The organism is Streptomyces sp. NPDC047017, from assembly GCF_040644175.1.
In the GTDB taxonomy this organism is placed as follows: Bacteria; Actinomycetota; Actinomycetes; order Streptomycetales; family Streptomycetaceae; genus Streptomyces.
Genome location: NZ_JBEYVW010000001.1, coordinates 317,911 through 344,554 on the forward strand (window position 1 = coordinate 317,911; position 26,644 = coordinate 344,554).

The following is a 26,644-nucleotide window of genomic DNA, read 5'->3' on the forward strand; positions in this document are numbered from 1 at the left end:
CCGGGCCCGCGCGGCCCGCCCGGTGGCCTGGCCGGGCGTGGCGGTCAGGCGGTGGCCTTCTCGATCTCGCGCGGCCTGAGGTCGGCGTTCTCCAGTACGCCGCGCAGGTGCCGCTCGATGACCGGCAGCACCTCCTCGATCGGGACGTCGCGGCCCAGCTCGGCGGCGAGCGAGGCGACGCCGGCGTCCCGGATGCCGCACGGGATGATCCGGTCGAACCACTTGTTGTCCGGGTTCACGTTGAGCGCGAAGCCGTGCATGGTGACGCCCTTGGCCACCCGGATGCCGATCGCGGCGATCTTGCGGTCCTCGCGGCGCTGGCCGGCGTTGGAGGGGGCGTACTCCGGGCCGTCGAGGCGCGGGTCGAACTCCTCGTCGGCCAGGCGCGGGTCGAAGTCGAGCGAGAGGCCGCCGAGCGCGGGCCGCCGCTCGACCGGGTCGCCGAGCACCCACACGCCGCTGCGGCCCTCGACCCGGGTGGTCTCCAGGCCGAACTCGGCGCAGGTGCGGATCAGCGCCTCCTCCAGGCGGCGCACGTGTGCGACCACGTCCACCGGGCGGGGCAGCTTCTGGATGGGGTAGCCCACCAGCTGGCCCGGGCCGTGCCAGGTGATCTTGCCGCCGCGGTCCACGTCGATGACGGGCGTGCCGTCGAGCGGGCGCTCGTTGTCCTGGGTGCGCCGGCCGGCCGTGTAGACCGGCGGGTGCTCCAGGAGCAGCACGGTGTCGGGGACCTCGTCCGCGAACCGGGCGGCGTGCACCCGGCGCTGCTCGTCCCAGGCCGCCCGGTAGTCGACGGCCTCGGCACCGAATCCCATGCGGACGAACCGCAGCTCACTCACGGCAAGCGCCTCCCTGGAAGGTCGTAAGGCACGTAACGTGCCCACGCCACTGTACGTCCGGCCGGCGCGCGTCAGCCCCGCGGGCAATCCTCACACGATCGGATGAATGCGGTCGGAAGAGCGCGGTCGGCTGCTCACTCTCCGCTACATTCGCGCCGTTCATGAGGCCATAAGGGCTGCTCACAGGCAATCCGGGCAGCACGCGAGCGCGTGCGGGCCCGAAAGGCAGGAGACCGCACCGCAGATGACGGAACGACCCGCGCAGCGCACTCCCAACCGCCAGCTCGCCGCGCTCATCGCAGAAGCGGGGTTCTCCAACGCAGGTCTGGCCCGCCGCGTGGACCAGCTGGGCCTCGAACACGGGCTGGACCTCAGATACGACAAGACGTCGGTCACCCGCTGGCTCCGCGGCCAGCAGCCCCGCGGCACCACCCCCGCCCTGATCGCGGAGGTCTTCACCCGGCGCCTCGGCCGCCGGCTCAGCGCCCAGGACCTGGGCCTGGACGCCTGCGCGCCGGTCTACGCGGGGCTGGAGTTCGCCGCCGCGCCCGAGGAGGCCGTCGACATCGTCAGCGGGCTGTGGCGCAAGGACTCCGGCAGCCACGCCGAACTGCGCAAGATCGCCTTCACCCCGGCCGGACTCGTGGTCCCCAGCCGGGACTGGCTGATCGGGCGCGCCGACGACCGGGTGGCCCGCACCGGCGAGGCGGCGGCCGCCGCCGCCCGCGTCCCGGCACAGGGCCGCCCGGGAGCCGCGCCCCCGCCGGGGCCGTCTTCGGCGTCGGCGGCGGCTCCAGGCGCGCCGCTTGCGGTGCCTGGGGCGCCCGGCCCCGCTGCCGGGGTGCCTGGCGTGCCCCGGCAGCGCGGCCGGGCCGACCGTTCCCGGCCCGAGCGCGAGAGCGGGCAGCGGGTCACCGCCGGGGACATCGCCGCGCTGCGCTCGGTCGGCGAGCTGTTCCGCACCCTGGACGACATGTACGGCGGCGGCCACGCCCGCCAGGCCCTCGTGCGCTACCTGGAGCACGAGTGCGAGCCGATGCTGCGCGGCACCTACGGTGAGCAGACCGGCCGCCGGCTGTTCGCGGCCGCCGCCGACCTCACCCGGCTGGCCGGCTGGACGTCGTACGACATCGCCGCGCACGGACTCGCCCAGCGCTACTTCGTGCAGGCGCTCCGGCTCGCCCAGGCCGCCGGGGACCGGCCCTACGGCGCCTACGTCCTGGTCACCATGAGCCGGCAGGCCGTCTACCTGGCGCACGGACGCGAGGCGGTCCAGCTGGCCCGGGTCGCCCAGCAGGGGCTGGGCACCACCGCGCCGCCCGCCGTGCAGGCACTGCTGCACGCCGCCGAGGCGCGCGGGCACGGGGTGCTCGGCGAGGTGCGCGCCTGCACCGCCTCCGTCGCCCGCGCCGAACGCGCCCTGGAGGCCGCCCGGCCCGGCGACGAGGTGCCGTTCTGGGCGCGCTCCTTCGACGAGGCGCAGCTCGCCCACGAACTGGCGCACTGCCACCGGGACCTCCAGCAGCACCGGGCCGCCGCCCAGTACGCCGAGCGCTCGCTCCAGCTGCGCGCCCCGGCGTACGCCCGCAGCCGCCTGTTCTGCCGCGTCGTCCTCGCCGGCGCCCGCCTGGGCCTGGGCGACCTGGACCAGGCCTGCCGGCTCGGCGCGGAGGCGGCGGCCCAGGCCGCCGACATGCGCTCGGTCCGCGCCCACGAGTACGTCCGCGACTTCGAACGCCGCCTGGAGCCGTACAAGGACGCGGCCCCGGTCCGCACCTACCGCGACAAGGTGACGGCCCTGGGCTGACCACACGACGGCCGCGACCCGGCCGGGCACCCTGCGCGCCCGGCCGGTGTCCGGCCCGATGGCCCGCGTCTGGTCGGGCGTCCGTGCCCGGTCCGGCGACCCACGCCCGACCCGGCATGCGGTGCCCCCGCCCGGCCGGTGGCTCGCCCACGGATGCCCGGCACGTGGCATCCGTGCCCGGTCGGCGGCTCGCGCCTGGCCGGGCGGCCCGCGCCCGGTCCGGTTCCTGCCCGGCCCGGCGCTCGGGTCCGGCTCGGCGGCTGCCCCGCCCTGGTCCGGGGCGGGCGCCGGGCCAGGGCTGAGGCTGACCTGCTGCCCGTAGGGCCGTCGGTGCGTCGGCCGCCGGCCGCCGGGTCGGCCACTGCGGCCCGATGGGCCGAGTACAGGGCGGAGCCCGGCCCGGCGGCTCACACTCGGCCCGGCGCCCGGCGCCTGTGTCCGCCTGACGCCTCGCCGGGTCCGGGGCCCGGCTCCGGTCTGGCACCTCCGCCTGCCCCGCCGGGCCGCCCCGTCCCGCCGTCCCGCACCCCACCCGGGCTCGGCGTCTGTGTCCGGCCTGACGCCCCGCCGGGTCCGGGCTCGGCTCCGGTCTGGCACTTCCGTTGGCCCTGTCTCGGTTCGCCATCCCGCGCCTGCCCGGGCTCGGCGCCCGGCGCCTGTGTCCGCCTGCCGCCTCGCCGGGTCCGGGGCCCGGCTCCGGTCTGGCACCCCCGCCGGGGCCGCCCCCGGCCCGGCGGCCGGTGTCCGTGCCCGGTCGGCGGCTCGCACCTGGCCGGGGCGGGCGCCCGGCCCGGCGCTCGCCGGGCCAGGTGCCCCCGCCCGACCCGGCGCCCGGCCCCGTGCTCGCCCGACCCGGCGCCCGCCCCACCCCCGACCGGGGCGGGTGCCGGGGCGGTGTTCAGGCTGCCGCTGCTCGTGGGGCCGTCGGGAGGGGGTCGGCGGTGTGCATCGGGCGGCCGGTGCCCAGGTCGGTCAGGACGGCCGCCGCGGCGCGGTGGGCCGAGTGGAGGGCGCCCTGGAGGGTGCTGGTGTCGCGGTGGTCGCCGCAGACGTACAGGCCGGCCAGGAGGCGGACGGGGCGGCGCAGGTCGTGCGGGGGGCGCATGGCCGGGACGGCCTCGTGGGTGTGGTGGACGGCGAGGGTCTCCCAGCGGGTGGTCGAGGTGCCGTAGAGGCGGGACAGATGGCGGCGTACGGCGGTGTCGACGTCGGCCGGGGGATCGCCCAGGACCGTCGAGGAGACCAGCGTCCGGCCGGCGGGGGAGCGGGCCGGATCGACGCGGCTGACCACGGACGTGTGCGCGACCGGGCCGCCGCGGTCGGCGTCGAGGAGCAGGTACGCGCCGGTGGCCGGCGGCTCGTCCGTGGTGTGGTGCACCACCGTCACCGGGTGGAAGTCCGGCACCCGCAGCCCGGGCAGCAGCTCGGCGGCGGTGCGCGCGTCGGTGGCGACCAGGACCGCGCGGCAGCGGATCTCGCCGTGCTCGGCGGTGGTCACCGCGTTGGTGGCGACGGAGGTGACCCGGACGCCGGTGTGCACGGTGCCGGGCGGCAGCGTACGCGCGAGCAGTTCCGGCAGGACCTCCGCGCCGCCCTCCGGCAGGCACAGCCGGCCGCCGGCGAAGGCGCGCAGCGCCAGGTCCGCGCACCGGCTGGAGGTGGTGAGGTCCGGATCGCACAGCAGCGCGGCCAGCAGCGGGCGCAGGAAGCCGTCGACGGTCCGGGCGGGCAGCCCGCGGGCCGCCAGCGCCTGGCCGGCGGTCAGTTCCGGCCGGGACAGCAGCCGGTCGACGGGGGTGGCGGCGATCCGGGTGAGCGCGGCGCGCAGCCTGAGCGGCGCGCCGATGCCGAACGGCTGGGAGAGGTCCGTCCGCGGCGAACGGACGGGACGCCCCGGAGGCGGGGCGTCGAGGGCGAGCGCGGTGCCGGGCCGGGCGGCGGGGCCGGCCTCGGCGGCCGGCCGGGACCCGGTGGGCGGCACCGAACGCAGGGCCCTGCCACGGCCCTTGGGGAGCGGCAGGGGAGCCCGGGGGGCGCTTGCGAGGGCGCGCACCGCATGCAGTGCGCTCCGTGCGCTCCGCCCGCTCCCCTGGGCCGCCGGGGCGCCCGCGCGGTGGTGGCGTCCGTCGCTGTGCAGCAGGACCCCCGGCGCGAAGGAACGCAGCACCAGCGCGTCCAGACCGGGGCCGCGCAGCAGTTGCGGATAGGACGTGAACAGCAGCTGTCCGATCCGGTCCAGCCGGAAACCGTCGATCTTCTCCGTCGACATGCGGCCGCCCACGTAAGGGGCGGCTTCCAGGACTGCGGTCGTTACTCCTGCGCTGGTGAGCCGATGGGCCGCGGACAGGCCGGCGACCCCGGCCCCCACCACGACGACATCCACCTGGTACGCGGGCTCAAGCACGTGCCCCTCCTACGGGTTGCGCGACCGGTGGAGCTGTGATGCCCGCGACCGGCTTGAGGAATACCCGAGTTCGGGACGAGGTTAGGGGCCTATTCGGTCAAGAACAGTCGCGCATCGACAGGGCACGGTCGCACAGCGGTCGCATACGGGCGCGAAGTCGCTCCGTGCGTACGGAAGGAGTCGAGGCGTCAGAGCGCCGCCCGCACCGCGTCCTCGATGCCCGGGAAGGCGAACGAGAACCCCGACTCCAGCAGCCGCGCCGGCACCACCCGCGCGCTGCCCAGCACATCGCCCGCCATCTCCCCGAGCGCGGCCCGCAGCGCCGCCGCCGGGACCGGCAGCAGCGCCGGCCGGTGCAGCACCCGGCCCATCGCGGCGGTGATCTCACGGTTGGTCAGCGGCTGCGGCGCGGTCAGGTTCACCGGCCCGTGCAGGGTCTCGGTGTCGATGAGATGGCGCAGCGCCGCCACCTCGTCGTGCAGCGCGATGAACGACCAGTACTGCCGGCCGTCGCCCATCCGCCCGCCCAGCCCCGCCTTGAACAGCGGGAACAGCCGAGCCCAGGCGCCGCCCCCGCGCGCCACCACCAGCCCGGTGCGCGCGAACACCGTCCGCACCCCCGCCTCCTGCGCCGGAGCGGCGGCCTCCTCCCACTCCCCGCACAGCCGCGCCAGGAAGCCGTCCCCGGGCGGCGCGTCCTCGTCCACCGCCCGGTCGCCGGTGTCGCCGTAGAAGCCGGTCGCGCTGCCGCCGACGAAGACCCGCGGTGGGGTGTCGAGGGCGGCGACGGCCTCCGCGAGCGCCACCGTGCCCAGCACCCGGCTGTCGCGCAGCGTCCGCTTGTACTCCTCCGTCCAGCGGTGGTCGCCCACCCCGGCCCCGGCCAGGTTCACCACCGCGTCGCAGCCGACCAGCCCCGCCGTGTCCACGTACTGCCGCTCGGGGTCCCAGCGGACCTCGTCCTCGCCACGGGCCGCACGGCGCACCAGCCGCACCACCTCGTGCCCGTCCGCGGCCAGGGACCGCACCAGGGCACTGCCGATCAGACCGGACGCGCCGGCCACCGCGATTCGCGAACGCTCCATGCGCCCATCCTGCCCCGTCCGCCCCGGAAAACCCGGCGACGGCGTCCCGGCCCGCCCCTACAGTGCCCCCATGGCACCCATGCCCGACACCACCGCCTCACCGTCTCCCGTGCCGGCCGCGCGCGTACGCCGTGCCGCATCCGGCGACGAGGAGGCGCTGGGCCGGCTCGACCGGGCCGTCTGGTCCCCGCTGCACTCGGTGCAGCCGCGCCCGGAGGAGCCCTACGAGCCCTTCTTCACCCCGCGCACGGGACCGCGCGACCACCTGGTCGCCGAGCGGGCGGGCCGCCTCGTCGGCTACGTCCGGGTCGGCCGCCCCACCGCACTGGCGTCCAACGCGCACGTCCGGCAGATCAACGGCCTCGCCGTGGCCGAGGAGGCCCGCGGCACCGGCGTCGGCCGCGCCCTGCTGCGCGCCGCCGTCGCCGAGGCCCGCCGCCAGGGCGCCCGCCGCCTCACCCTGCGGGTGCTGGGCCACAACGCGCCCGCCCGCAGGCTGTACGCGTCCGAGGGGTTCGCCGTCGAGGGGGTCCAGCCGGAGGAGTTCCACCTGGACGGCGCCTACGTCGACGACGTGCTCATGGGCCGCCGCCTGTGAGCCGTGCGCGCCGGGGCGCGGCCGGGGCGGCTCAGGAGGCGACCAGCGGCCCCGTGTCCACCGCCGTCGTCGCGTCCGCCGCGCGCCGCGCGTCCGGGGCGACCTCGGCGGCCGTCAGCGCGTAGCCCGTCTCGGCGTCCGAGGTGGACCGGGCGAAGACCACCCCGTACACCTGGCCCCCGGTGGTCAGCAGCGGGCCGCCGGAGTTGCCCGGGCGGACCGTGGAGCGGACCGAGTAGATCTCGCGGGTGACCGTGGCGTCGTTGTAGATGTTCTGGCCGGTCGCCCGGATCCGGCTCGCCACCGTCGCCGCCCGCAGGTCCAGGCCGCCGTCCTGCGGATAGCCGGCCACCACGGCCGAGTCGCCGCGCGCGGCCGTCCCGTCGAAGGGCAGCACCGGGGCGCGCAGCCCGGGCACGTAGAGCACCGCCACGTCCCGGTCCGGGTCGAACAGGACCACCCGCGCCGCGTACGAGTGCCCGGCGCCGCCGATCTGCACGAACGGGTGGTCGATGCCCGCGACCACGTGCGCGTTGGTCATCACATGCCGGCGCGCGTACACGAAACCGCTGCCCTCGCGGCCCTGGTCGCCCGCGGAGCCCTCGATCTTCACCGTGCTCAGCCGGGCGGCCCGGGTCGCGTCCGCCGTCACGCTCGCGTCCGAGGGCCGGGCCACGCCCGCCGCCGGCTCGTTCTCGAAGGGGTTGAAGACCTGCGGGAAGCCCGCCTCCGCCAGCGCGGAGGTGGCCCGCGAGAACCAGGCCGGCGTGGTGTCCGGCATGGCCTCCTGCACGGCGCCCAGCAGCCGGGAGTCCCGTATCGCCGTGGTCACCGCCGGCGAGGAGGACGCGCCGAGCACACTCGCCGCCACCCAGGCCACGATCAGCACCGCCACCGCGTTGGCGGCGGCCCCGCCGATCCCGTCGGCCACCCGCAGCGGCCCGCGGTCCAGCTCCCCGCGCAGCCGCAGCGCCAGCCGCCCCGCCAGCTCGTGCCCCGCCACCGCGGGCACCAGCACCGTCAGCACCGCGGTGACCGTCGCCGTCGTGGTCCCGCGCGTGACGAGGTCCATCACCCAGGGCAGCACCCACACCCCGACGACCGCACCACCCACAAAACCGGCCAGCGACACACAGCCGGCCACCAGTCCGCGCCGGTAGCCGGAGACCGCGTACAGGACGATCACCAGCAACAGCACGAGGTCGAGCAGGTCCACGCCGGCCGCCTTTCTCTCGGACCCGAACACGCGCGGGAACGGGCCCAGGGATCAGCCACGCGCACGCGGGTCCGGGAACCGGCCACGTGTACGTGTACCCACGGAAACGCCCCGGACCAGGACGATGGTTCCACCAGGTGGCACAGCACACATCGCGGACGGACCGGATGGGGGTGACAGTGAGGGCATGCGAGGAGTGGGGAAGCCCGGGCACGCCCGGAGCCCGTGGAGAGCGAAGAGACCGCCCGCCCTGATGGTGCGCCGCGGCACCCGGCGGCTGCGGCGCGCCGTCGTCGTCCTGCTGTGCGGCCTGCCGACCGCCGCCGCGGGCGCGGTGCTGGTGGACGTGGACGCGGTGGACCGTACGGCGACCGGACGGGCGTACGCCGGGGCGCACGCCCAGGCGTCCGCCGTGGGACCCGCGCAGGAGGTGGCGGTCCGCGAGGACCCCGCCGCGCACGGCGCGCCCCGGCCGCGCATCGTGCCCCGCTCGGCGTGGCTGGACCCCGCCGCCCGGCGCGTCCAGCCGCCGCCGCGCTACGACGACAAGGTGGTGGCCGTCTTCGTGCACCACACCGACTCGCCCAACGGCTACTCCTGCGCCGACACCCCGAGCATCATCCGCCACCTCTACGACGGCCAGACCGGCGCCCGCAGCTGGGACGACATCGGCTACAACTTCCTCGTCGACCGCTGCGGCACCATCTACGAGGGCCGGGCAGGCGGCGTCGAGCGGGCCGTCACCGGCGCCCACACCCAGGGCTTCAACCACCGCACGGCGGGCATCGCGGCCATCGGCACCTTCACCGCCGGCACCCCCGTGCCGCGCGCCCTGACCGACGCGATCGCCGCGCTGGCCGCCTGGAAACTCGGCCTGGCCGGGGTCGACCCGCGCGGCAGCGTCGCCCTGGTCTCCAGCAACCGGCTCAGCCGCTACGCCGCCGGCACCACCGCCCTGCTGCCCGCCCTCGGCGGCCACACCGAGGGCTTCCGCACCAACTGCCCCGGCGCCGCCCTGACCGTCCGCCTCCCGGCGATCCGGGCCGCCGCGGCCCGCCTCCAGGGCAGGAGCTGAGCCCCCCCCCGCAGACCCGTGGGTTCTACTCCCGGAACCGGTCCCACAGCTTCGGGTACCGCTCCGCCAGCGCCCGGTCGTCCTCGAACACGACCGGCGTGCCCTCCGGTTCGGCCGGAGCGGGCGCGATGCCGAGATCGGGCGCCACGGTCCCGGTGAGCTGCTCGTACGCCTCGTCCGCCGCGTACCCCAGCTCCTCCCCGTCGCCGTCGATCTCCTCGTCGAAGTCGGCAAGCAGCTCGGCGAGCGCGTCCGGATCGTGCAGCGCCCCCTCGAACACCTCCCGGCCCTGCCCGATCAGCCAGCACCGGAAGTAGTCGAAGGCGTCGTCGCTCGCCCCGTCGAGCAGCACCCACGCGGCGCCCCACAGCTCCCAGCGGTAGGCGCGGTTGTAGCGGGCCTCGAAGTGACGGGCGAAGTCCAGCACCTGCTCGGGATCGAAGCCGAGCAGGCGTTCCACGAGCAGATCGGCCTGCTCCTCGGGGTCCCCCTCGGCGGCCCCGCGCGCGGTGTCGATCAGCTCCCAGAACTCCGTCTCGTCCATCACGGCTCCAGCATCGGCCCTCGGACCCGGGGCCGCACGCGGAGTACGGCGGATCGTTACGAGCCGTACAGCCCGGCCAGGCGGGCCGCGTCCCGGGCGAACCGCTCGCGCAGCGCCTGCGGGGCCACCACCTCCGCCTCCGGGCCGAGCGCGGTGAGCTGGGCGTGGGCGACCTCCTCGGACTCCACCGGCAGGGTCACCGTCACCCACCCCCGCCCGTCCGGCGGGCCCGCCGCGTCCAGCGCCTGCCGGGCGGAGACCGGGTCCACCGCGCGCGCCAGCCCGCGCACGCCCTCGGCGGACAGCCGTACGACCACTTCGGCGCGCAGCAGGGAGCGGGCGAACTGCTCGGCCCGCTCCGCCCAGAACGCGGGCAGGTCGAAGTCCTCCTCGCGCGTGAACCGCTCCCCGTCCGCGCCGACCCGCGTGAACCGGTCGATCCGGTACACCCGATGGCCGCCGGTCCCGCCGGAGCCGCCGGTCTCGCCTGTGCCGCCGTCCGCGACCCGCGCGCACAGGTACCACACGCCCGCCTTGAGCACGAGCCCGTACGGCTCCAGCTCCCGTACGACCTCCTCCTCGCCGCGCCGGTAGCGCGCGCTGATCCGGCGGTCGTCCCACACCGCGCCCGCGACCACCGGCAGCAGCCCGGGCGTCACCGGCTCCCGGAACCAGGCGGGCGCGTCCAGGTGGAACCGCTGCGCCGCCGTGCGCGAGACGTCCCGCAGGGAGGGGAGCAGCGCCGCCGACACCTTCAGCCGGGCGGCCGAGGCCGCGTCCTGGAGCCCCATCTCGCGCAGCGCCCCCGGCACCCCGCTCAGGAACAGCGCCTCCGCCTCGCCGCGGGCCAGTCCGGTCAGGCTGGTGCGGTAGCCGCCCACCAGCCGGTACCCGCCGGCCCGCCCCCGGCCGGCGTAGACCGGCACCCCCGCCGCCGACAGCGCCTGCGCGTCCCGGGTGACGGTGCGCTCCGACACCTCCAGCTCCCGGGCCAGCTCGGCGGCGGTCATCGACTGCCGGGACTGGAGCAGCAGCACCATCTTGATCAGCCGGGCGGCACGCATGGCCCCATCATGCCGTCCGCCACCGACAGCGCAGGGGCACGGCGTGATGCCGTGCCCCTGCGCTGCCGTTCAGCTCCTGCCGGGCCGTACTCCGCCCGGCGGGCCGGCCCTCACAGGCCGTACTTGTCCCGGGCCTCCTTGACCGCCGAGGTCTTCACCTCGCCGCGCCGGGCCAGCTGGGCCAGGGCCGCGACGACGATCGACTCGGCGTCCACCCCGAAGTGGCGGCGGGCGGCCTCACGGGTGTCCGACAGGCCGAAGCCGTCGGCGCCCAGCGAGGACCAGTCCTGCTCGACCCACTGCGCGATCTGGTCCGGGACCTGGCGCATGTAGTCCGAGACCGCGAGGACCGGGCCCTCGGCGCCCTGGAGCGCCTGCCGGACGTACGGCACCCGCTCCTCGCCGCGCAGCAGCGCCGCGTCGGCCTCCAGCGCGTCCCGGCGCAGCTCGCCCCAGGAGGTCGCCGACCACACGTCGGCGGCCACGCCCCACTCCTCGGCCAGCAGCCGCTGCGCCTTCAGCGCCCAGTGGATCGCCGTGCCGGAGCCGAGGAGCTGGATGCGCGGCGCGTTCGCCGGGGCGCTCAGCCCCGCCGACTCGGCCGTGTTGAAGCGGTACAGGCCCTTGACGATGCCCTCGTCGACGCCGGGGGCGGACGGCTTGGCCGGCTGCGGCAGCGGCTCGTTGTAGACGGTGAGGTAGTAGAAGACGTTCTGGTCCTCGCCCTCGGCCGCCTCGCCGTACATCCGGCGCAGACCCTCCTTGACGACGGCCGCGACCTCGTAGGCGAACGCCGGGTCGTAGCTCAGCGCCGCCGGGTTGGTCGCCGCGATGACCGGCGAGTGGCCGTCGGCGTGCTGCAGGCCCTCGCCCGTCAGCGTGGTCCGGCCGGCCGTGGCACCGACCAGGAAACCGCGGCCGAGCTGGTCGCCGAGCTGCCACATCTGGTCGGCGGTGCGCTGCCAGCCGAACATCGAGTAGAAGATGTAGAACGGGATCATCGGCTCGCCGTGCGTCGCGTACGACGAGGAGGCGGCGATGAAGTCGGCCATGGACCCGGCCTCGGTGATCCCCTCGTTGAGGATCTGGCCGTTCTTGGCCTCCTTGTAGTACATCAGCTGGTCGCGGTCGACCGGCTCGTACGTCTGGCCCTTGGGCGAGTAGATGCCCAGCGACGGGAAGAGCGACTCCATGCCGAAGGTGCGCGCCTCGTCGGGGACGATCGGCACCCAGCGCTTACCGGTCTCCTTGTCGCGGACCAGGTCCTTGACCAGGCGGACGAAGGCCATGGTGGTGGCCACGTTCTGCGAGCCGGAGCCCTTGTCGAAGGCGGCGAACGCCTTGTCGGCGGGCGCGGGCAGCGGCGCCACCGGGTGCACCCGGCGGGCCGGGGCCGGGCCGCCGAGGGCCGCGCGGCGCTCCTGGAGGTAGCGCACCTCGGGGGAGTCGGCGCCCGGGTGGCCGTAGGGGACCACGCCGTCGGTGAACCGGCTGTCGGAGATCGGCAGCTCCAGCAGGTCACGCATCTGCTTGAACTCGTCCACCGTCAGCTTCTTCATCTGGTGGTTGGCGTTCTTCGACGCGAAGCCCTCACCGAGGGTGTGGCCCTTGACCGTCTGCGCCAGGATCACCGTCGGGGCGCCCCGGTGCTCCAGGGCGGCCTTGTACGCGGCGAAGACCTTGCGGGCCTCGTGGCCGCCGCGCGACAGGTGGAAGCACTCGATGATCTTGTCGTCGCTGATCAGCTTCGCCATCTCGGCCAGCGCCGGGTCGGCACCGAAGAAGTCCTGGCGGATGTAGGCGGCGTCACGGGTCTGGTACGTCTGCACCTGCGCGTCCGGTACCTGGCGCAGCCGGCGTACCAGCGCGCCCGTGGTGTCCAGGGCGAACAGCTCGTCCCAGGCGGTGCCCCACAGCGTCTTCACGACGTTCCAGCCGGCGCCGCGGAACTGGGCCTCCAGCTCCTGCACGATCTTGAAGTTGGCGCGGACCGGGCCGTCCAGGCGCTGCAGGTTGCAGTTGATGACGAAGGTGAGGTTGTCCAGGCCCTCACGGGCGGCCAGCGCGAGGGCGGCCGTCGACTCGGGCTCGTCCATCTCGCCGTCACCGAGGAACGCCCACACGTGCGAGGCGGAGACGTCCTTGATGGCGCGGTTGGTGAGGTACCGGTTGAAGCGCGCCTGGTAGATCGCGGACAGCGGGCCGAGGCCCATCGACACCGTCGGGAACTCCCACAGCCAGGGCAGCCGGCGCGGGTGCGGGTAGGACGGCAGGCCGTCGCCGCCGGACTCCTGGCGGAACTTGTCCAGGTGCGCCTCGGTCAGCCGGCCGTCGAGGAAGGCGCGGGCGTAGATACCGGGGGAGGCGTGGCCCTGGATGTACAGCTGGTCGCCGGAGCCGTCGCCCTCCTTGCCCTGGAAGAAGTGGTTGAAGCCGGTCTCGTACAGCCAGGCGGCGGAGGCGAAGGTGGCGATGTGGCCGCCGACGCCGTACTTGGCGCCGCGGGTGACCATCGCCGCCGCGTTCCACCGGTTCCACGCGGTGATCCGGGCCTCCAGGGCCTCGTCACCGGGGACGGCCGGCTCGGCGCCGGTCGGGATGGAGTTGACGTAGTCCGTCTCCAGCAGCTTGGGCAGGGCGACGCCCGTGCCCTCGGCGCGCTCCAGCGTGCGGCGCATCAGGTACGCGGCACGGTGCGGCCCGGCCGCCCGGGCGACGGCGTCCAGAGAAGCCTGCCACTCGGCGGTCTCCTCGGGGTCGCGGTCCGGGAGCTGGTCGAGCTCGCTCGGCTGGATGGCGTTGGGGTCGGTCATGTCGCCGCCTTCCTCAGTCGAAGGGGGTTCCCTCATCTGTGTAAGGGTTCGGGGGTGCCCTTGGTCTTTGGCAGGACAGGGCTGTAAGGGCTCTGGTGCGAGCCCGTCGCGACTTTAGCCCCCTGATCGATGATCGATCAAAGGGTTGAGGGGGAAAACCTCTCGATTTCGAGAAAGTAGGCACCCGGTGCCTTGCGGACAGGCACGCCGTGCCGCATTTTCGAACGGTTTCCGCAGGTGAGCGGGGGAGTGCTCGACTGGCGCGGCGGTGTCTCAGGGGCCGTTCAGGGGTGTCTCAGGGGCGCGGCGCGCAGCCCAGGACGTGGGCCTTCACCAGCTCCGCGATCCGCTCGTCCCGCCGGCGGAACGCCTGCACCAGCTCCTCGTGCTCCTCCGCGTACGACTGCTGGACCGTGCCCAGCCAGCGGATCGACAGCGCGGTGAACACCTCGATGCCCAGGCCCTCCCAGGTGTGCAGCAGCACCGAGTTGCCGGCCGCGCGCACCAGCTCGCGGTGGAAGCCCACCGTGTGCCGCACCTGCGCGGTGCCGTCCGCCCTGCGGTCGGCGTCGTAGAGCGCGTTCACATGCGGCTCAAGGGCCGAGCAGTCCGACGCCAGCCGGTCGGCCGCCAGCTCCGCCGCTATGGCCTCGAGACCGGCCCGGACCGGGTAGCTCTCCTCCAGGTCGGCGGCGCTCAGGTTGCGCACCCGGACGCCCTTGTTCGGCGCCGACTCGATCAGCCGCAGCGACTCCAGCTCGCGCAGCGCCTCGCGCACGGGCGTCTGGCTGACCTCCAGCTCGGTCGCGATCCGCCGCTCCACGATCCGCTCGCCCGGCTTCCAGCGCCCGCTGACGATCCCCTCCACGATGTGCTCGCGGATCTGTTCGCGCAGCGAGTGGACGACGGGCGCGGTCATGGAGGCTCCTTAGAACGGGACCCATGCGGTCCCCGGGGGCGTGTGACGCTTAGACAATACGGCCGTCCGGGCGTGGCGGAAGGGCGCATACCGGCGCTTTCCCGCAGGTGAGACGAGACTTACACGCGGTCATGGCCAAGAATCGGCAAACGCAGGTGCCCCCGTCCGGAGTACTCCGGACGGGGGCACCTGCGCAAGGGTTCCGGCGTCAGAGGCCGAGGTCCACCTCGTTGAGATCCTCGATCCCGGTCACAGTCCGAGTTCGACCTCGAACTCGCCGGCCTCCAGGATCGCCTTGACCGCCGTCAGGTAACGGGCCGCGTCGGCGCCGTCCACCAGGCGGTGGTCGTAGGAGAGGGTCAGGTACGTCATGTCGCGGACGCCGATGACCGTGCCCTCCTCGGTCTCGATGACGGCCGGCCGCTTGACCGTGGCACCGATGCCGAGGATCGCGACCTGGCCCGGCGGCACGATGATCGTGTCGAAGAGCGCACCGCGCGAACCGGTGTTGGAGATGGTGAAGGTCGCCCCGGACAGCTCGTCCGGCGTGATCTTGCTGGCCCGGACCTTGCCCGCCAGCTCGGCGGTGGCCTTGGCGATGCCCGCGATGTTGAGGTCGCCGGCGTGCTTGATGACCGGGGTCATCAGGCCCTTCTCGGAGTCCACCGCGATACCGACGCTCTCGGTGTCGAAGTAGGTGATGGTCCCCTCGGCCTCGTTGATCTTGGCGTTGATGACCGGGTGGGCCTTCAGCGCCTGCGCGGCGGCCTTGACGAAGAACGGCATCGGGGAGAGCTTGACGCCCTCCCGCGCCGCGAAGGAGTCCTTCGCCCTGGTACGCAGCTTCATCAGCCGGGTGACGTCGACCTCGACGACCGAGGACAGCTGGGCCTGCTCGTGCAGGGCCTTGACCATGTTGTCGCCGATGACCTTGCGGATGCGGGGCATCTTCACGGTCTGGCCGCGCAGCGGGGAGGCCTCCAGGGCGGGGGCCTTCTTCGCGGCGGGCGCGGCGGCGGCCGGAGCCTGCGCGGGGGCCTTGGCGGCCTCGGCGGCGGCGATGACGTCCTGCTTGCGGATCCGCCCGCCGACGCCGGTGCCCTTGACGGCGCCCAGGTCGACGCCGTTCTCGGCGGCGAGCTTGCGCACCAGCGGGGTCACGTAGGCGCCCTCGTCGGACGCCTGGGCGGCGGCCGGGGCCTGCGCCGGGGTGGCCGGGGCGGGCGCGGCCGGAGCCGGGGCCTGCGCCGGAGCGGCCTGCTGCGGGGCCGGAGCCGCCGGAGCCGCCGGAGCGGGAGCCTGCGGGGCCGGGGCCGGGGTGGGCGCCGGCTCCGGGGCGGCCGGAGCCTCGGGGGCGGCGGCCTGCTGCGGGGCCGGGGCGGCCGGGGCCTCGGCGGCGGGCGCCTCGGCGGCCGGAGCCGGAGCGGCGGCCGGGGCGGCACCCGGAGTGCCGATGACGGCGAGCTTGGCGCCGACCTCGGCGGTCTCGTCCTCGCCGACCACGATCTCCAGCAGCGTGCCCGAGGTGGGCGCCGGGATCTCGGTGTCGACCTTGTCCGTGGAGACCTCGAGCAGCGGCTCGTCGGCCTCGACGGAGTCGCCCACCGACTTCAGCCAGCGGGTGACGGTGCCCTCGGTGACGGACTCGCCGAGCGCGGGCAGGACCACGTCCGTGCCCTCGGCGCCGCCGTCGCCCGAGGCGGCCTCGGCGGTCGGGGCCTCGGCGGGAGCGGCCTGCTCGGTGGAGGGGGCGGCCGGGGCCTCGGCCGCGGGGGCGGCCTGCTCGGCGGGCGCCGGGGCGGCCTCGGCGGCGGGGGCCTCGGCGGCGGCGGGGGCGGCCTCGGCCGCGCCCGAGCCGTCGTCGATGACGGCCAGCTCGGCGCCGACCTCGACCGTCTCGTCCTCGGCGACCTTGATGGAGGCCAGCACACCGGCGGCGGGCGAGGGGATCTCGGTGTCGACCTTGTCGGTCGAGACCTCGAGCAGCGGCTCGTCGGCCTCGACGCGCTCACCCTCGGCCTTCAGCCAGCGGGTGACAGTGCCCTCGGTGACGCTCTCGCCGAGCGCCGGAAGGGTTACGGAAACCGCCATGGTTTCGGTTGCTCCTTACGAATTGCGGAAGTCTGTGTCGTCGCGCCCGTGGACCGGAGGTCAGTCGTGGGAGTGCAGCGGCTTGCCGGCCAGCGCCAGGTGCGCCTCGCCGAGCGCCTCGTTCTGCGTCGGGTGGGCGTGGATGAGCTGGGCCACCTCGGCCGGCAGCGCCTCCCAGTTGTAGATCAGCTGGGCCTCGCCGACCTGCTCGCCCATCCGGTCGCCGACCATGTGGACGCCGACCACGGCACCGTCCTTGACCTGGACGAGCTTGATCTCGCCCGCGGTCTTGAGGATCTTGCTCTTGCCGTTGCCCGCCAGGTTGTACTTCAGAGCGACGACCTTGTCCGCGCCGTAGATCTCCTTGGCCTTGGCCTCGGTGATGCCGACGGAGGCGACCTCCGGGTGGCAGTACGTCACCCGCGGGACACCGTCGTAGTCGACCGGAACGGTCTTCAGGCCGGCCAGACGCTCCGCCACCAGGATGCCCTCGGCGAAGCCGACGTGCGCGAGCTGGAGCGTGGGGACGAGGTCACCGACGGCCGAGACGGTCGGCACGTTGGTGCGCATGTACTCGTCGACCAGGACGTAGCCGCGGTCCATGGCGACCCCGGCCTCCTCGTAGCCCAGGCCCTGGGAGACCGGGCCGCGGCCGATCGCGACGAGCAGGACCTCCGCCTCGAACTCCTTGCCGTCGGCGAGGGTGACCTTGACGCCGTCCTGGGTGTACTCGGCCTTCTGGAAGAAGGTGCCCAGGTTGAACTTGATCCCGCGCTTGCGGAAGGCGCGCTCCAGCAGCTTGGAGCTGTTCTCGTCCTCGACCGGGACGAGGTGCTTGAGGCCCTCGACGATGGTGACGTCGGAGCCGAAGGACTTCCACGCCGAGGCGAACTCGACGCCGATCACGCCGCCGCCCAGGATGATCGCGGACTTCGGCACGCGGTCCAGGACCAGGGCGTGGTCGGAGGAGATGATGCGGTTGCCGTCGATGTCCAGGCCCGGCAGGGACTTCGGCACGGAGCCGGTCGCCAGGAGGACGTGGCGGCCCTGGACGCGCTGGCCGTTGACGTCGACGGACGTCGGGGAGGACAGCCGGCCCTCACCCTCGATGTAGGTCACCTTGCGGGAGGCGATGAGCCCCTGCAGGCCCTTGTACAGGCCCGAGATGACCTCGTCCTTGTACTTCTGCACGGCCGGGACGTCGATGCCCTCGAACGTGGCCTTGACGCCGAACTGCTCGCTCTCGCGGGCCTGGTCGGCGATCTCGCCCGCGTGCAGCAGGGCCTTGGTGGGGATGCACCCCTTGTGCAGGCAGGTGCCGCCGACCTTGTCCTTCTCGATCAGGGCGACGTCCAGGCCCAGCTGCGCCCCGCGCAGGGCCGCGGCGTAACCACCGCTGCCACCGCCGAGGATCACTAGGTCGAAAACGGTGCTGGCGTCGTTCGCCACGTCACGTCCTCCATGCATGTGCGCCGTACGCCGGTCGTCGGTGACCGGCTGGCGGCTGGTGTCCGGCCGCTCGTTCTTCGGCCCTTGGGTGGGGGCCCTGTCCTGCCGACGCCCATCTTCGCACTTGTGGGGAGTGAACGAGACGCCGGGCCGCAGTGTGATACACCCCACGTCGGCCGCGCCGGCCCGTGGAATCGCCCCGAAAGGGGCGCGGGGGACTGCGCGATCAGCCCCCACGCCCCCCACGCCCCCGCGGCCGCCGCACGGCGGACCGGACCGGTTAGTACGCCGCCGTGGTACGCCGTACTACTACGGCGTACTACGGCGTACCACGGCGTACCACGGCGTGATCAGCCGAGATCGCCCGCGGCGGTCAGCTCCGCCAGCCGCACCAGCGTCCGCACCGCGGACCCCGTGCCGCCCTTGGGGGTGTAGCCGAACGGGCCGCCCTCGTTGAAGGCCGGACCGGCGATGTCCAGGTGCGCCCAGGTGATGCCCTCGCCGATGAACTCGCGCAGGAACAGGCCGGCGACCAGGCCGCCGCCCATGCGCTCGCCCATGTTGGCCATGTCGGCGGTGGGGGAGTCCAGGCCCTTGCGCAGATGCTCGGGCATCGGCATCGGCCACGCCGCCTCGCCGACCTCTTCGGCGGCCTCGTGGATCGCGGCGCGGAAGGCGTCGTCGTTCGCCATGATCCCGAAGGTGCGGCTGCCCAGGGCCAGCACCATCGCGCCGGTCAGGGTGGCCACGTCCACGATCGCGTCCGGCTTCTCCTGCGAGGCGGCCCACAGCGCGTCCGCGAGCACCAGGCGGCCCTCGGCGTCGGTGTTGAGCACCTCCACCGTCTTGCCGCTGAACATGTGCAGCACGTCACCGGGACGGGTGGCGGAACCGGAGGGCATGTTCTCGGCCAGCGCCAGCCAGCCGGTGACGTTGACCTCCAGGCCCAGGCGGGCCGCGGCGACGACGGCGGCGAACACCGCGGCGGCACCGCTCATGTCGCACTTCATCGTCTCGTTGTGACCGGCCGGCTTGAGCGAGATGCCGCCCGAGTCGTAGGTGATGCCCTTGCCGACCAGCGCCAGGTGCTTCTTCGCCTTCGAGCTGGTGTACGACAGCTTGACCAGGCGCGGTGCGGCCGCCGAGCCCGCGCCGACGCCCAGGATGCCGCCGTAGCCGCCCTTGGCGAGCGCCTTCTCGTCGAGCACCTGGATCTTCAGGCCGTTCGCCTTGGCCGCGTCCTGCGCGAGGGCGGCGAAGGCGGCCGGGGTGAGGTCGTTGGGCGGCATGTTGATCAGGTCGCGGGCGCGGTTCAGCTCCTCGGCCACGGCCGCGGCGCGCTCGACGGCCGCCTTGAACGCCTTGTCCCGGGGCTTGCCGCCCAGCAGCACGGCCTCGGCCAGCGGCGCCTTGTCGCCCCGGGCCTTGGCGCCGCTCTTCGCGGTCTCCTTGTAGGCGTCGAAGGAGTACGCGCCGAGCAGCGCGCCCTCACCGACGGCGCCGGCGTCGGCGGCGTCCGCCAGCGGCAGCGCGAACGCGGCCTTCTTCGCGCCGACGAGGGCGCGGGCGGCCGCACCGGCGGCCCGGCGCAGCGCCTCGGCGCCGAACCCGGCGTCCTTCTCGGGCGCGGTGCCCAGGCCCACCGCCAGCACGAGCGGGGCCTTGAAGCCCGCGGGCGCGGGCAGCTTCGTCACCTCGCCCTCGGCGCCGGAGGCACCGAGGGTGTCCAGGACGTCGGCGAGCTTGCCGTCGTAGGCCGCGTCGACGGCCTCGGCGCCCGGTGCGACGACCGGGCCCTTGGCGCCCTTGGCGACACCGACGACGATCGCGTCGGCGCGCAGGCCGGGCGCCGCTGCGGTGCTGAGAGTGAGAGCAGTCACGGTGGTGATTTCTCGCTTCCCTGTGAAAGGTGGTTGGCCGAACATGGGTGGGTCGACCGGGCCCGACGACCGACCTCAAGTCCTGTCGGACCTGAACCATCCTGCGGTGCGGTCTCCACCCGGGCAGGCAAACACCCGGCACGAGCCTACGCGCGTTGCCGCGCCGCTCCGTAGCGCGGGCCGCACGCCCGCGAAGTCGCCCCCGTGCCACCGGCCGAACTCCCGTCCCGGGCCCGCCCGATGAGAGGCACCATCACCCCCGCCGCCCCCATCGGCCTGGTGCCCGGCCTGCTCCCGCCGCGGCTGATCCCGGGCCCTGGGACCGAGTCCGCCGCTCAAGGAGTTCAAGAAGTCCAAGACGTGAAGTCCAAGAAGTGAAGTCCAAGAAGTTCAAGAAGTCCATGAAGTGCGGACCGGGGGCATGGGCATGGTGGCCGGCGTGCCGAGTTCCGGTCCGCCAGGTACGCCCGCCGCGCCGGGTCCGCCAGGTACGCCCGCCGCGCCGGGTCCGCCCGGCGCGCGCAGCCACAGCCCGGTGACCGCGGTGCGCGCCATCCGGTCGGCCAGCGACCGCCGGGCGGGGAAGAGGACCGGCAGCGCGTTGGCGAGGAAGAGCAGCACGGCCAGCGCCCACACCAGCACCGACAGCACGAAGTGGCCCTCGACCAGCAGCACGCAGGCCACGGCGTAGACGGCGACGTCGGCCGCGGTGGTCACGGCGGCCCGGACCGCCGCGGCCCGCGCCCGGCGGGCGGCCGGCGCGCTCAGCGGGGCGACCCTCAGCCCGAGCAGCGCCTTGCCGACGGTCCGCCCGGCCAGGGCGAGGCAGCTCCACTGGTAGAGGAAGGTGGCGAGGACCAGCAGCCCGAAGCCCTCCTCCACGTACAGCACCGCCTTGTTCCACAGCGACAGCCCGAAGTGCTCCGAGGTGCCGATGACGTCACCGCGCGAGCCGAGCAGGTCGAGGCCGCCGCGGGTGGCCAGTTCCGGTACGTCGGTGACGAGGGCGGAGACCCGGTGGAAGGTGAGCACGGCCAGCGCACAGGCCGCCGCGACCACCAGCGCGAAGTCGATGAACCAGGCCATGACACGGCGCAGCTTCGGCACAGTCGTCCCCCCGTACGATCCCTGTCCGTCCCGGCCGTTCAGCCTAGCGAGGCGGCGACGGTGTTCGAAGGGGCGGGAGCGGATCGTTTCCCGGTGGTGACACCGCGTCGGGCGAAGGGCCGCGCGGCGGGGGGCTCAGCCCAGGACCCGGCGGCGGGCTCAGCCCAGGGGCCCGGCGGCCGGGCTCAGCCCAGGGACAGGACGACGAGCGCGCAGGTCGCCGCCGTCTCCGCGAGACCGCCGAAGACATCGCCGGTGATGCCGCCGAAGCGGCGGACGCAGTGGCGCAGCAGGAGTTCGGCGGCGGCCAGGGCGGCGAGGACCGCGCCCGCCGCGCGCAGCGCCGGATACGGGCCGAAGGCCGCCCCCGCGGCGCCCGCCGCCAGCGTCCCGGCCAGGGCCACGGCCACCGCGCCGGCCACCGGCACCACCCCGGCGACGGCCGCCCCCAGCCCCTCGGGCCGGGCGGCGGGGACCCCGCGGCGCGCGGCCAGGGTCAGTGCCAGCCGGGCGGCGGTCGCGGAGACCACGGCGGCCAGGGCGCCCCGGGCCCAGGAGCCGGCGTAGCACTGCGCGAGCGCGGCCACCTGGGCCAGCAGCACGAGCAGCAGGGTGATCACCCCGAAGGGGCCGATGTCCGACTGCTTCATGACGCGCAGCGCGTCCTCGGCGGGCTTGCCGCTGCCGAGCCCGTCGGCGGTGTCGGCGAGCCCGTCCAGGTGCAGGCCGCGGGTGAGCGCGGCGGGCACGGCGGCGCCGGCCACGGCGGCGAGCAGCGGACCGGACCCGAGGAAGAGCAGCAGCAGTCCGGCGGCCGCCGCGGCCAGGCCCGCCACCAGCCCGGCGAGCGGCGCGCACAGCATCCCGCCGCGCGCCGCCGCCCGGTCCCAGCGGCCGACCCGGACCGGCAGCACGGTCAGCGTGCCGAAGGCGAACCGCAGTCCGTGCAGGGCGGCGGGCGGCGCGGGGGAGGAGGGGGCGGAAGCGGAGGAGGGGTCGGGCACGCGGGCAGACTACGGGACCGGGCCGGCCGCCCGGGTGGGCGGGCGGTGCGCCGGGGGCGGAGGCAGACTGCATACATGGGGCACTGGCTGTACCGGAACATCGTCGAACCCGGCAAGCTGCCCCTGCTGCTCGCCCTCGCCGCCTTCGTCCTCACCTTCCTGGTCACCCGGGTCATCACCCGGCTGATCCGGGCCGGCAAGGGCCCCTTCGGCAATGTCAGAGCGGGCGGGATGCACATCCACCACGTGGTCCCCGGGGTCGTCCTCGGCGTCTTCGGCGGGTTCGGCGCGGTGGCCAGCGGGCGCCACGGCTTCGGCGCGGCGGCCTTCGCGGTGGTCTTCGGGGTGGGGGCGGGCCTGGTGCTGGACGAGTTCGCGCTCATCCTGCACCTGGACGACGTCTACTGGAGCGAGGCCGGCCGCAAGAGCGTCGAGGTGGTGGTCCTCACCGCCGCCCTGGTCGGCCTGGTCCTGGCGGGCTTCTCGCCGTTCGGCGTCAACGACGTCACCCCGGGCGAACTCCAGGACCGCGGCACGGTCATCACCGGCGTCGCCGTGAACTTCCTGTTCTCCCTGGTGGCCCTCGTCAAGGGCAAGCTGCGGATGGCGGTGTTCGGGGTGATCGTGCCCTTCGTCGCGCTGATCGGCGCCGTCCGGCTGGCCCGCCCCGGCTCGTACTGGGCCCGCCGGCTCTACCGCCGCCGCCCCCGCGCGCGGGCCCGCGCCGTCCGGCGCGCGCTGCGCCACGACCGCCGCTGGGCCGGGCCCCGGCGCGCCCTTCAGGACTGGATCGGCGGCAGACCGGACGTGCGGCCGGCCCGGCTGCCCGGGCCGCCCCCGCCCCCGCCGCCCGGCCCGGGACCGGGCGGCGAGTGAGCGGAGCGCCGCCACCGCGCGGGCGCCCGCCGCCGCAGGACCGACAGCCCGTGCGCCAGCGCCACCGCCGCGATCGCCGCGAGGTGCTCCTTGCCGGCCAGGTTCTCCTTGACCGCGACCTCGACGGCCATCGCCGCGGTCACCGCGCCCGCCGTGACGTACGCGCGGTGGCGCAGGCCCACGTACACGGCCAGGCCCACCACGGCCGCCGAGGGGCCGGTGTCCACCACATGGGCGTCCGTGCCGGGCAGGCCCAGCGGCCGGTGCGGGCCGAGGGCGACGCCCACTCGCGCGTACAGGGTGCCGGCGAGCGTGGCGGCGTAGGCCACGGCGAGGGTGCGCCGGCGGCCCAGGCAGAGTTCGGCGATCCCGAACACGCCCAGGATCTGTGCCAGCGCGCCCCATACGGGCAGGTCGAGGGCGGCCACGAACAGCGACAGCGGGGTGCGCAGCAGCGCGGGCCCGGGCGGGTCCGCGGCGCGCACGGTCCCGGCCCGCTGCACGAGGGCGTACCCCCAGGGATGGTTCTGCGCGAACTGGAGCAGCGCGGTCAGGCCGACGGCGGCGAGGGTCATCGGGACGGCCCGCGCCCAGGCGGCCGGCGCGGCGACCGGTGCGGCGGGCGGCGCTCCGTGGCGGACGCGCCGCCGCCCCGCCCGCCCGCGCACGGCCCGCAGCAGGGGCCCCCATTCGGCGCGCGCCCAGCGGGCGAGCGTCCTCACCGGTGCGTCCCCAGCGGCCGGCGGCGCAGGAAACCGGGCGGCGCGGGCACCTCCAGGAAGCCTTCCGCGCGGGCCGCCGCCAGGCCGATGCGCAGCAGGTCACCGCTCTTCTCGAAGAGCAGGAAGCGCGGCTCCCAGATGGGCCGGTACTTGGCGTTGGCGCGGTACAGCGACTCGATCTGCCACCAGCGGGAGAAGAAGCCGAGCAGCGAGCGCCACAGCCGCAGCACCGGCCCGGCGCCCAGGCGCGCCCCGCGTTCGAAGACCGAGCGGAACATGGCGAAGTTGAGCGAGACCTGCGTGACCTCGACCTCGCGGGCGCGCCGCAGCAGCTCGATCACCATGAACTCCATCAGCCCGTTGTCCGCGTGCCGGTCGCGGCGCATCAGGTCCAGGGACAGCCCGTGCGGCCCCCAGGGCACGAAGGAGAGCAGCGCCCGCAGCTCGCCGTGCCCGTCACGGCACTCCACCATCACGCACCGGCCGTCCTCCGGGTCCCCGAGCCGGCCCAGCGCCATGCTGAAGCCGCGTTCGGTGGCCCCGTCCCGCCAGTCGTCGGCCCGCCGCAGCAGATACGCCGTCTCGTCCGCCGGGATGTCCTCGTGCCGCCGGACGCGCACCGTGTACCCGGCCCGCCGCACCCGGTTGTGGGCCTGGCGCACGGTGCGCATGGCCCGGCCCTCCAGGGTGAACTCGGCGACCTCCACCACGGCCTCGTCGCCCAGCTCCAGGGCGTCCAGTCCGTGCCGCGCGTACACCGTGCCCGCCTCCTCGCCCGCGCCCATCACGGCCGGGATCCAGCTGTGCGCCCGGGCCTCGGCCAGCCACGGTCCGATGGCGCCGGGCCACGCCTCGGGGTCGCCCAGCGGGTCGCCGGAGGCCAGGGACACCCCGCCGACCACGCGGTAGGCGACGGCGGCCTTCCCGGTCGGCGACCAGATGACGCTCTTCTCCCGGCGCAGCGCGAAGTAGCCCAGCGAGTCCCGCTCGCCGTGCCGCTCCAGCAGCTCCCGCAGCCGCTTCTCGTCGTCCCCGGAGAGCGGGTCGACGGCGCGCCGGGAGCGGAAGGCGGCGTAGAGGACGGCGAGGACCAGGGCGCTGGACAGCACGTTGACGGCGACGTCCGCCCAGCTCGGGGTGGCGATGCCGGGGAAGCGGGCCGGCGGGGCGGCCACCGAGACCAGCCGCAGCGTGCCGTAGTACCAGCGCTGCGGGTACGTCGAACGGGCCGCGTCCGGCGCCTGGTTGGTGAGCGTCACCAGCGCGGTGGCGAGCAGCGAGGCCAGCAGCAGCCCGGCGGCCGCGACGGCGGCGGCGAGCTTGGGGTTGGCGCGGTCGCCCTTGGCGTAGAACTCGCGCCGGCCCAGCAGCAGGGCGGCGGTGAAACCGGCGGTGAGGGCCAGCGAGACCCAGTTCTGCACGGAGTGGCGGATCTCCGGGAACGTCATCGTGACGGCGAACAGCGCCAGGAACGGGCCGCTCAGCCCGAGGTTGAGGATCCAGGCGGCCCGTTTGCGGCGGCGCATGGTGATGGCCAGGAAGGTGGCGAACACTCCGGAGGCGAAGCCGGCGGTGAGCAGGTACGGCGTGAAGAGGTCCTCCTGGTTGTGCCGCCGCACGTCCTGGCCGAGGGAGACCCACACCGCGCTGAGGAAGTTGAGGGACGCGACGGCCCGCAGGTACCAGACGGCGGACACGGCGGCCCGCCGCGCGGTCGCGCTGCCGGGACGGACGGGTGCGACTCGGGCATCTCCCATAAAGAGGGATCATATGGGCGCACCTGTACCGAATGTCCGCTTTGCTGTCGGTCCGTCGCCCGGTGGCCCGTCGACCGTCGCCCGGTGGCGGTCCGTCGTCCGGTGGCCCGTCGACCATCGACCGGTGGCGGCCCGTCGACCGGTGGCCCGTCGCCCGTCAGTCCCTCGCCCGGTGGTCAGTCGGCGGGCGGCCCGCCGCTCGGCGGTTCATCGCCCACCGGACCGCCGGTCGCCGGACCGCCGGCGGCCCCCGCTCACACCTCGGCGGTGCGCTCCGTCCCGCTGTCCTCGCCCGGGGTCTCGCCCGGGGCCTCGGGCAGCTCCGCCGCCAGCGCCGCCGCGGCCCGCACCAGCGGCAGCGCCAGCAGCGCGCCCGCGCCCTCCCCGACCCGCACCCCGTGGTCGAGCAGCGGTTCGAGGGCCATCCGGTCCAGCGCCTTGGCCTGCCCCGGCTCCCCGCTGCTCTGCCCCGCCAGCCACCAGTCCGGCGCCCGGAACGCCACCCGCTGGCCCACCAGCGCGCACGCGGCCGATACCACCCCGTCCAGGATCACCGGCAGCTTGCGCACCGCGCACTGGAGCAGGAACCCGGTCGTCGCGGCCAGGTCGGCCCCGCCCACCGCCGCCAGCAGCGCCAGCTGGTCGCCCAGCACCGGCCGCGCCCGGCGCAGCGCGTCCCGGATCGCGGCGCACTTGCGCATCCACGCCAGGTCGTCGATCGCCTCGCCGCCGCGCCCGGTCACCACCGAGGCGTCCGTCCCGCACAGCGCGGCGATCAGCACCGCCGCCGCCGTCGTGCCGCCCACGCTGACATCGCCGAGCACCACCAGATCCGTACCGGAGTCGGCCTCCTGGTCGGCCACCGCCATCCCGGCCCGGAAGGCGGCCTCCGCCTCCTCGCGGGTCAGCGCGTCCTCGACGTCGATCCGGCCGCTGCCGCGCCGCACCCGGTGCGCGGTGACGTCCCCGGGCAGGCCCTCCGGGTCGCAGTCCAGGGCCATGTCGACCACCCGCACCGGCACCCCGAGCCGCCGGGCCAGCACGGACACCGGCCGGCCGCCCGCCAGGACCTCGCGCACCAACTGCCCGGCACCGCCCGCGGGCCGCGCCGACACACCGAGCCCGGCGACCCCGTGGTCACCGGCGAAGAGGACGACCCGGGGCCGTTCGACCGCCCGTACCGGCACCGCGCCCTGCGCCGCGGCCAGCCACTCGCCCAGCTCGTCGAGGCGGCCCAGCGCACCGGGCGGCACGGCCTGGCGCTCCCGGCGCGCCTCGGCGTCACGGCGCACACCGCCGTCCGGACGCTCGATCAGGTCGGTGAAGTCGTCGAGATTCAGCGAACTCATTCGCCGAACAGTACCGGCCCCGGTCGAACAGGGCCGCGCCAC

The 26,644-nt window shown here is 75.1% G+C and carries 20 protein-coding genes; 4 read left to right on the top strand and 16 right to left on the bottom strand.

Annotation, left to right across the window (positions count from 1 at the left end):
- Nucleotides 1-44 precede the first annotated feature (44 nt).
- Complete coding sequence (gene lipB, locus ABZ858_RS01610; protein ID WP_361370966.1) at nt 45-842, bottom strand: lipoyl(octanoyl) transferase LipB; 798 nt, start codon at nt 840-842, stop codon at nt 45-47.
- 244 nt (nt 843-1,086) lie between these two features.
- Between lipB and ABZ858_RS01615 the strand changes: the two genes are divergently transcribed.
- Nucleotides 1,087-2,649, top strand: a complete 1,563-nt coding sequence (locus tag ABZ858_RS01615) for a regulator (RefSeq protein ID WP_361370969.1) — start codon at nt 1,087-1,089, stop codon at nt 2,647-2,649.
- 898 nt (nt 2,650-3,547) lie between these two features.
- On the opposite strand, the gene ABZ858_RS01620 is transcribed toward ABZ858_RS01615, so the two are convergent.
- Nucleotides 3,548-5,053: an NAD(P)/FAD-dependent oxidoreductase gene (locus tag ABZ858_RS01620; protein ID WP_361370972.1), complete on the bottom strand. Its 1,506-nt coding sequence runs from the start codon at nt 5,051-5,053 to the stop codon at nt 3,548-3,550.
- A 188-nt stretch (nt 5,054-5,241) separates the two neighbouring features.
- Nucleotides 5,242-6,138, bottom strand: coding sequence for a TIGR01777 family oxidoreductase (locus ABZ858_RS01625; protein ID WP_361370975.1), 897 nt, complete (start codon nt 6,136-6,138; stop codon nt 5,242-5,244).
- Nucleotides 6,139-6,217: 79 nt separating this feature from the next.
- On the opposite strand from ABZ858_RS01625, the gene ABZ858_RS01630 reads away from it, so the two are divergent.
- A complete protein-coding gene (locus tag ABZ858_RS01630; RefSeq protein WP_361371920.1) occupies nt 6,218-6,736 on the top strand; it encodes a GNAT family N-acetyltransferase in 519 nt (172 codons plus the stop codon).
- A 31-nt stretch (nt 6,737-6,767) separates the two neighbouring features.
- On the opposite strand, the gene ABZ858_RS01635 is transcribed toward ABZ858_RS01630, so the two are convergent.
- The gene (locus ABZ858_RS01635) at nt 6,768-7,952 is read right to left on the bottom strand and encodes a MarP family serine protease (RefSeq protein ID WP_361370978.1); all 1,185 of its coding nucleotides are present in this window, start codon (nt 7,950-7,952) and stop codon (nt 6,768-6,770) included.
- Nucleotides 7,953-8,205: 253 nt separating this feature from the next.
- Between ABZ858_RS01635 and ABZ858_RS01640 the strand changes: the two genes are divergently transcribed.
- Nucleotides 8,206-9,027, top strand: a complete 822-nt coding sequence (locus ABZ858_RS01640; protein WP_361371923.1) for a peptidoglycan recognition protein — start codon at nt 8,206-8,208, stop codon at nt 9,025-9,027.
- A 25-nt stretch (nt 9,028-9,052) separates the two neighbouring features.
- Here the strand turns inward: ABZ858_RS01640 and ABZ858_RS01645 are convergent, their stop codons facing one another.
- The 9 genes from ABZ858_RS01645 to ABZ858_RS01685 all read right to left on the bottom strand — a co-directional run bounded on the left by ABZ858_RS01645 (nt 9,053) and on the right by ABZ858_RS01685 (nt 21,898).
- Nucleotides 9,053-9,571, bottom strand: a complete 519-nt coding sequence (locus ABZ858_RS01645; protein WP_361370981.1) for a DUF4240 domain-containing protein — start codon at nt 9,569-9,571, stop codon at nt 9,053-9,055.
- Nucleotides 9,572-9,627: 56 nt separating this feature from the next.
- The gene (locus ABZ858_RS01650) at nt 9,628-10,635 is read right to left on the bottom strand and encodes a WYL domain-containing protein (protein WP_361370984.1); all 1,008 of its coding nucleotides are present in this window, start codon (nt 10,633-10,635) and stop codon (nt 9,628-9,630) included.
- Nucleotides 10,636-10,745: 110 nt separating this feature from the next.
- Nucleotides 10,746-13,448: a pyruvate dehydrogenase (acetyl-transferring), homodimeric type gene (gene aceE, locus ABZ858_RS01655; protein WP_361370987.1), complete on the bottom strand. Its 2,703-nt coding sequence runs from the start codon at nt 13,446-13,448 to the stop codon at nt 10,746-10,748.
- Between the two features lie 295 nt (nt 13,449-13,743).
- On the bottom strand, nt 13,744-14,367 hold the full coding sequence (locus ABZ858_RS01660; RefSeq protein WP_361370990.1) for a GntR family transcriptional regulator: 624 nt from the start codon (nt 14,365-14,367) through the stop codon (nt 13,744-13,746).
- Nucleotides 14,368-14,616: 249 nt separating this feature from the next.
- Complete coding sequence (gene sucB, locus ABZ858_RS01665) at nt 14,617-16,458, bottom strand: 2-oxoglutarate dehydrogenase, E2 component, dihydrolipoamide succinyltransferase (protein WP_361370992.1); 1,842 nt, start codon at nt 16,456-16,458, stop codon at nt 14,617-14,619.
- Between the two features lie 60 nt (nt 16,459-16,518).
- Nucleotides 16,519-17,907, bottom strand: a complete 1,389-nt coding sequence (lpdA, locus tag ABZ858_RS01670; RefSeq protein ID WP_361370995.1) for a dihydrolipoyl dehydrogenase — start codon at nt 17,905-17,907, stop codon at nt 16,519-16,521.
- Nucleotides 17,908-18,257: 350 nt separating this feature from the next.
- Nucleotides 18,258-19,787 (bottom strand): leucyl aminopeptidase, encoded by a 1,530-nt coding sequence (locus tag ABZ858_RS01675; RefSeq protein ID WP_361370998.1) that lies wholly within the window; start codon nt 19,785-19,787, stop codon nt 18,258-18,260.
- A 390-nt stretch (nt 19,788-20,177) separates the two neighbouring features.
- Nucleotides 20,178-20,894, bottom strand: coding sequence for an RDD family protein (locus tag ABZ858_RS01680; protein WP_361371001.1), 717 nt, complete (start codon nt 20,892-20,894; stop codon nt 20,178-20,180).
- Nucleotides 20,895-21,079: 185 nt separating this feature from the next.
- Nucleotides 21,080-21,898: an adenosylcobinamide-GDP ribazoletransferase gene (locus ABZ858_RS01685; protein WP_361371004.1), complete on the bottom strand. Its 819-nt coding sequence runs from the start codon at nt 21,896-21,898 to the stop codon at nt 21,080-21,082.
- 75 nt (nt 21,899-21,973) lie between these two features.
- On the opposite strand from ABZ858_RS01685, the gene ABZ858_RS01690 reads away from it, so the two are divergent.
- Entirely contained in the window at nt 21,974-22,774 is an 801-nt protein-coding gene (locus ABZ858_RS01690) for a hypothetical protein (RefSeq protein WP_361371006.1), read from the top strand.
- Here ABZ858_RS01690 and ABZ858_RS01695 read toward each other — a convergent pair.
- From ABZ858_RS01695 to cobT, 3 genes are all read right to left on the bottom strand, one after another.
- Nucleotides 22,678-23,496, bottom strand: a complete 819-nt coding sequence (locus ABZ858_RS01695) for a hypothetical protein (RefSeq protein WP_361371009.1) — start codon at nt 23,494-23,496, stop codon at nt 22,678-22,680. The genes ABZ858_RS01690 and ABZ858_RS01695 overlap by 97 nt on opposite strands.
- Nucleotides 23,493-25,253 carry a phosphatidylglycerol lysyltransferase domain-containing protein gene (locus tag ABZ858_RS01700; RefSeq protein WP_361371012.1) on the bottom strand — a complete coding sequence of 587 codons (1,761 nt, stop codon included), beginning with the start codon at nt 25,251-25,253 and terminating at the stop codon, nt 23,493-23,495. Before ABZ858_RS01700 ends, ABZ858_RS01695 begins: the two co-directional genes overlap by 4 nt.
- A gap of 254 nt (nt 25,254-25,507) precedes the next feature.
- The gene (cobT, locus tag ABZ858_RS01705) at nt 25,508-26,602 is read right to left on the bottom strand and encodes a nicotinate-nucleotide--dimethylbenzimidazole phosphoribosyltransferase (RefSeq protein ID WP_361371015.1); all 1,095 of its coding nucleotides are present in this window, start codon (nt 26,600-26,602) and stop codon (nt 25,508-25,510) included.
- Nucleotides 26,603-26,644: the final 42 nt, after the last annotated feature.

Coding starts and splice junctions, on each gene's coding strand:
- ABZ858_RS01615 (WP_361370969.1), top strand. CDS start 1,087: ATGACGGAACGACCCGCGCAGCGCACTCCCAACCGCCAGCTCGCCGCG.
- ABZ858_RS01625 (WP_361370975.1), bottom strand. CDS start 6,138: ATGGAGCGTTCGCGAATCGCGGTGGCCGGCGCGTCCGGTCTGATCGGC.
- ABZ858_RS01630 (WP_361371920.1), top strand. CDS start 6,218: ATGCCCGACACCACCGCCTCACCGTCTCCCGTGCCGGCCGCGCGCGTA.
- ABZ858_RS01640 (WP_361371923.1), top strand. CDS start 8,206: ATGGTGCGCCGCGGCACCCGGCGGCTGCGGCGCGCCGTCGTCGTCCTG.
- ABZ858_RS01645 (WP_361370981.1), bottom strand. CDS start 9,571: ATGGACGAGACGGAGTTCTGGGAGCTGATCGACACCGCGCGCGGGGCC.
- ABZ858_RS01650 (WP_361370984.1), bottom strand. CDS start 10,635: ATGCGTGCCGCCCGGCTGATCAAGATGGTGCTGCTGCTCCAGTCCCGG.
- aceE (WP_361370987.1), bottom strand. CDS start 13,448: ATGACCGACCCCAACGCCATCCAGCCGAGCGAGCTCGACCAGCTCCCG.
- ABZ858_RS01660 (WP_361370990.1), bottom strand. CDS start 14,367: ATGACCGCGCCCGTCGTCCACTCGCTGCGCGAACAGATCCGCGAGCAC.
- sucB (WP_361370992.1), bottom strand. CDS start 16,458: ATGGCGGTTTCCGTAACCCTTCCGGCGCTCGGCGAGAGCGTCACCGAG.
- ABZ858_RS01690 (WP_361371006.1), top strand. CDS start 21,974: ATGGGGCACTGGCTGTACCGGAACATCGTCGAACCCGGCAAGCTGCCC.
- ABZ858_RS01700 (WP_361371012.1), bottom strand. CDS start 25,253: ATGGGAGATGCCCGAGTCGCACCCGTCCGTCCCGGCAGCGCGACCGCG.
- cobT (WP_361371015.1), bottom strand. CDS start 26,602: ATGAGTTCGCTGAATCTCGACGACTTCACCGACCTGATCGAGCGTCCG.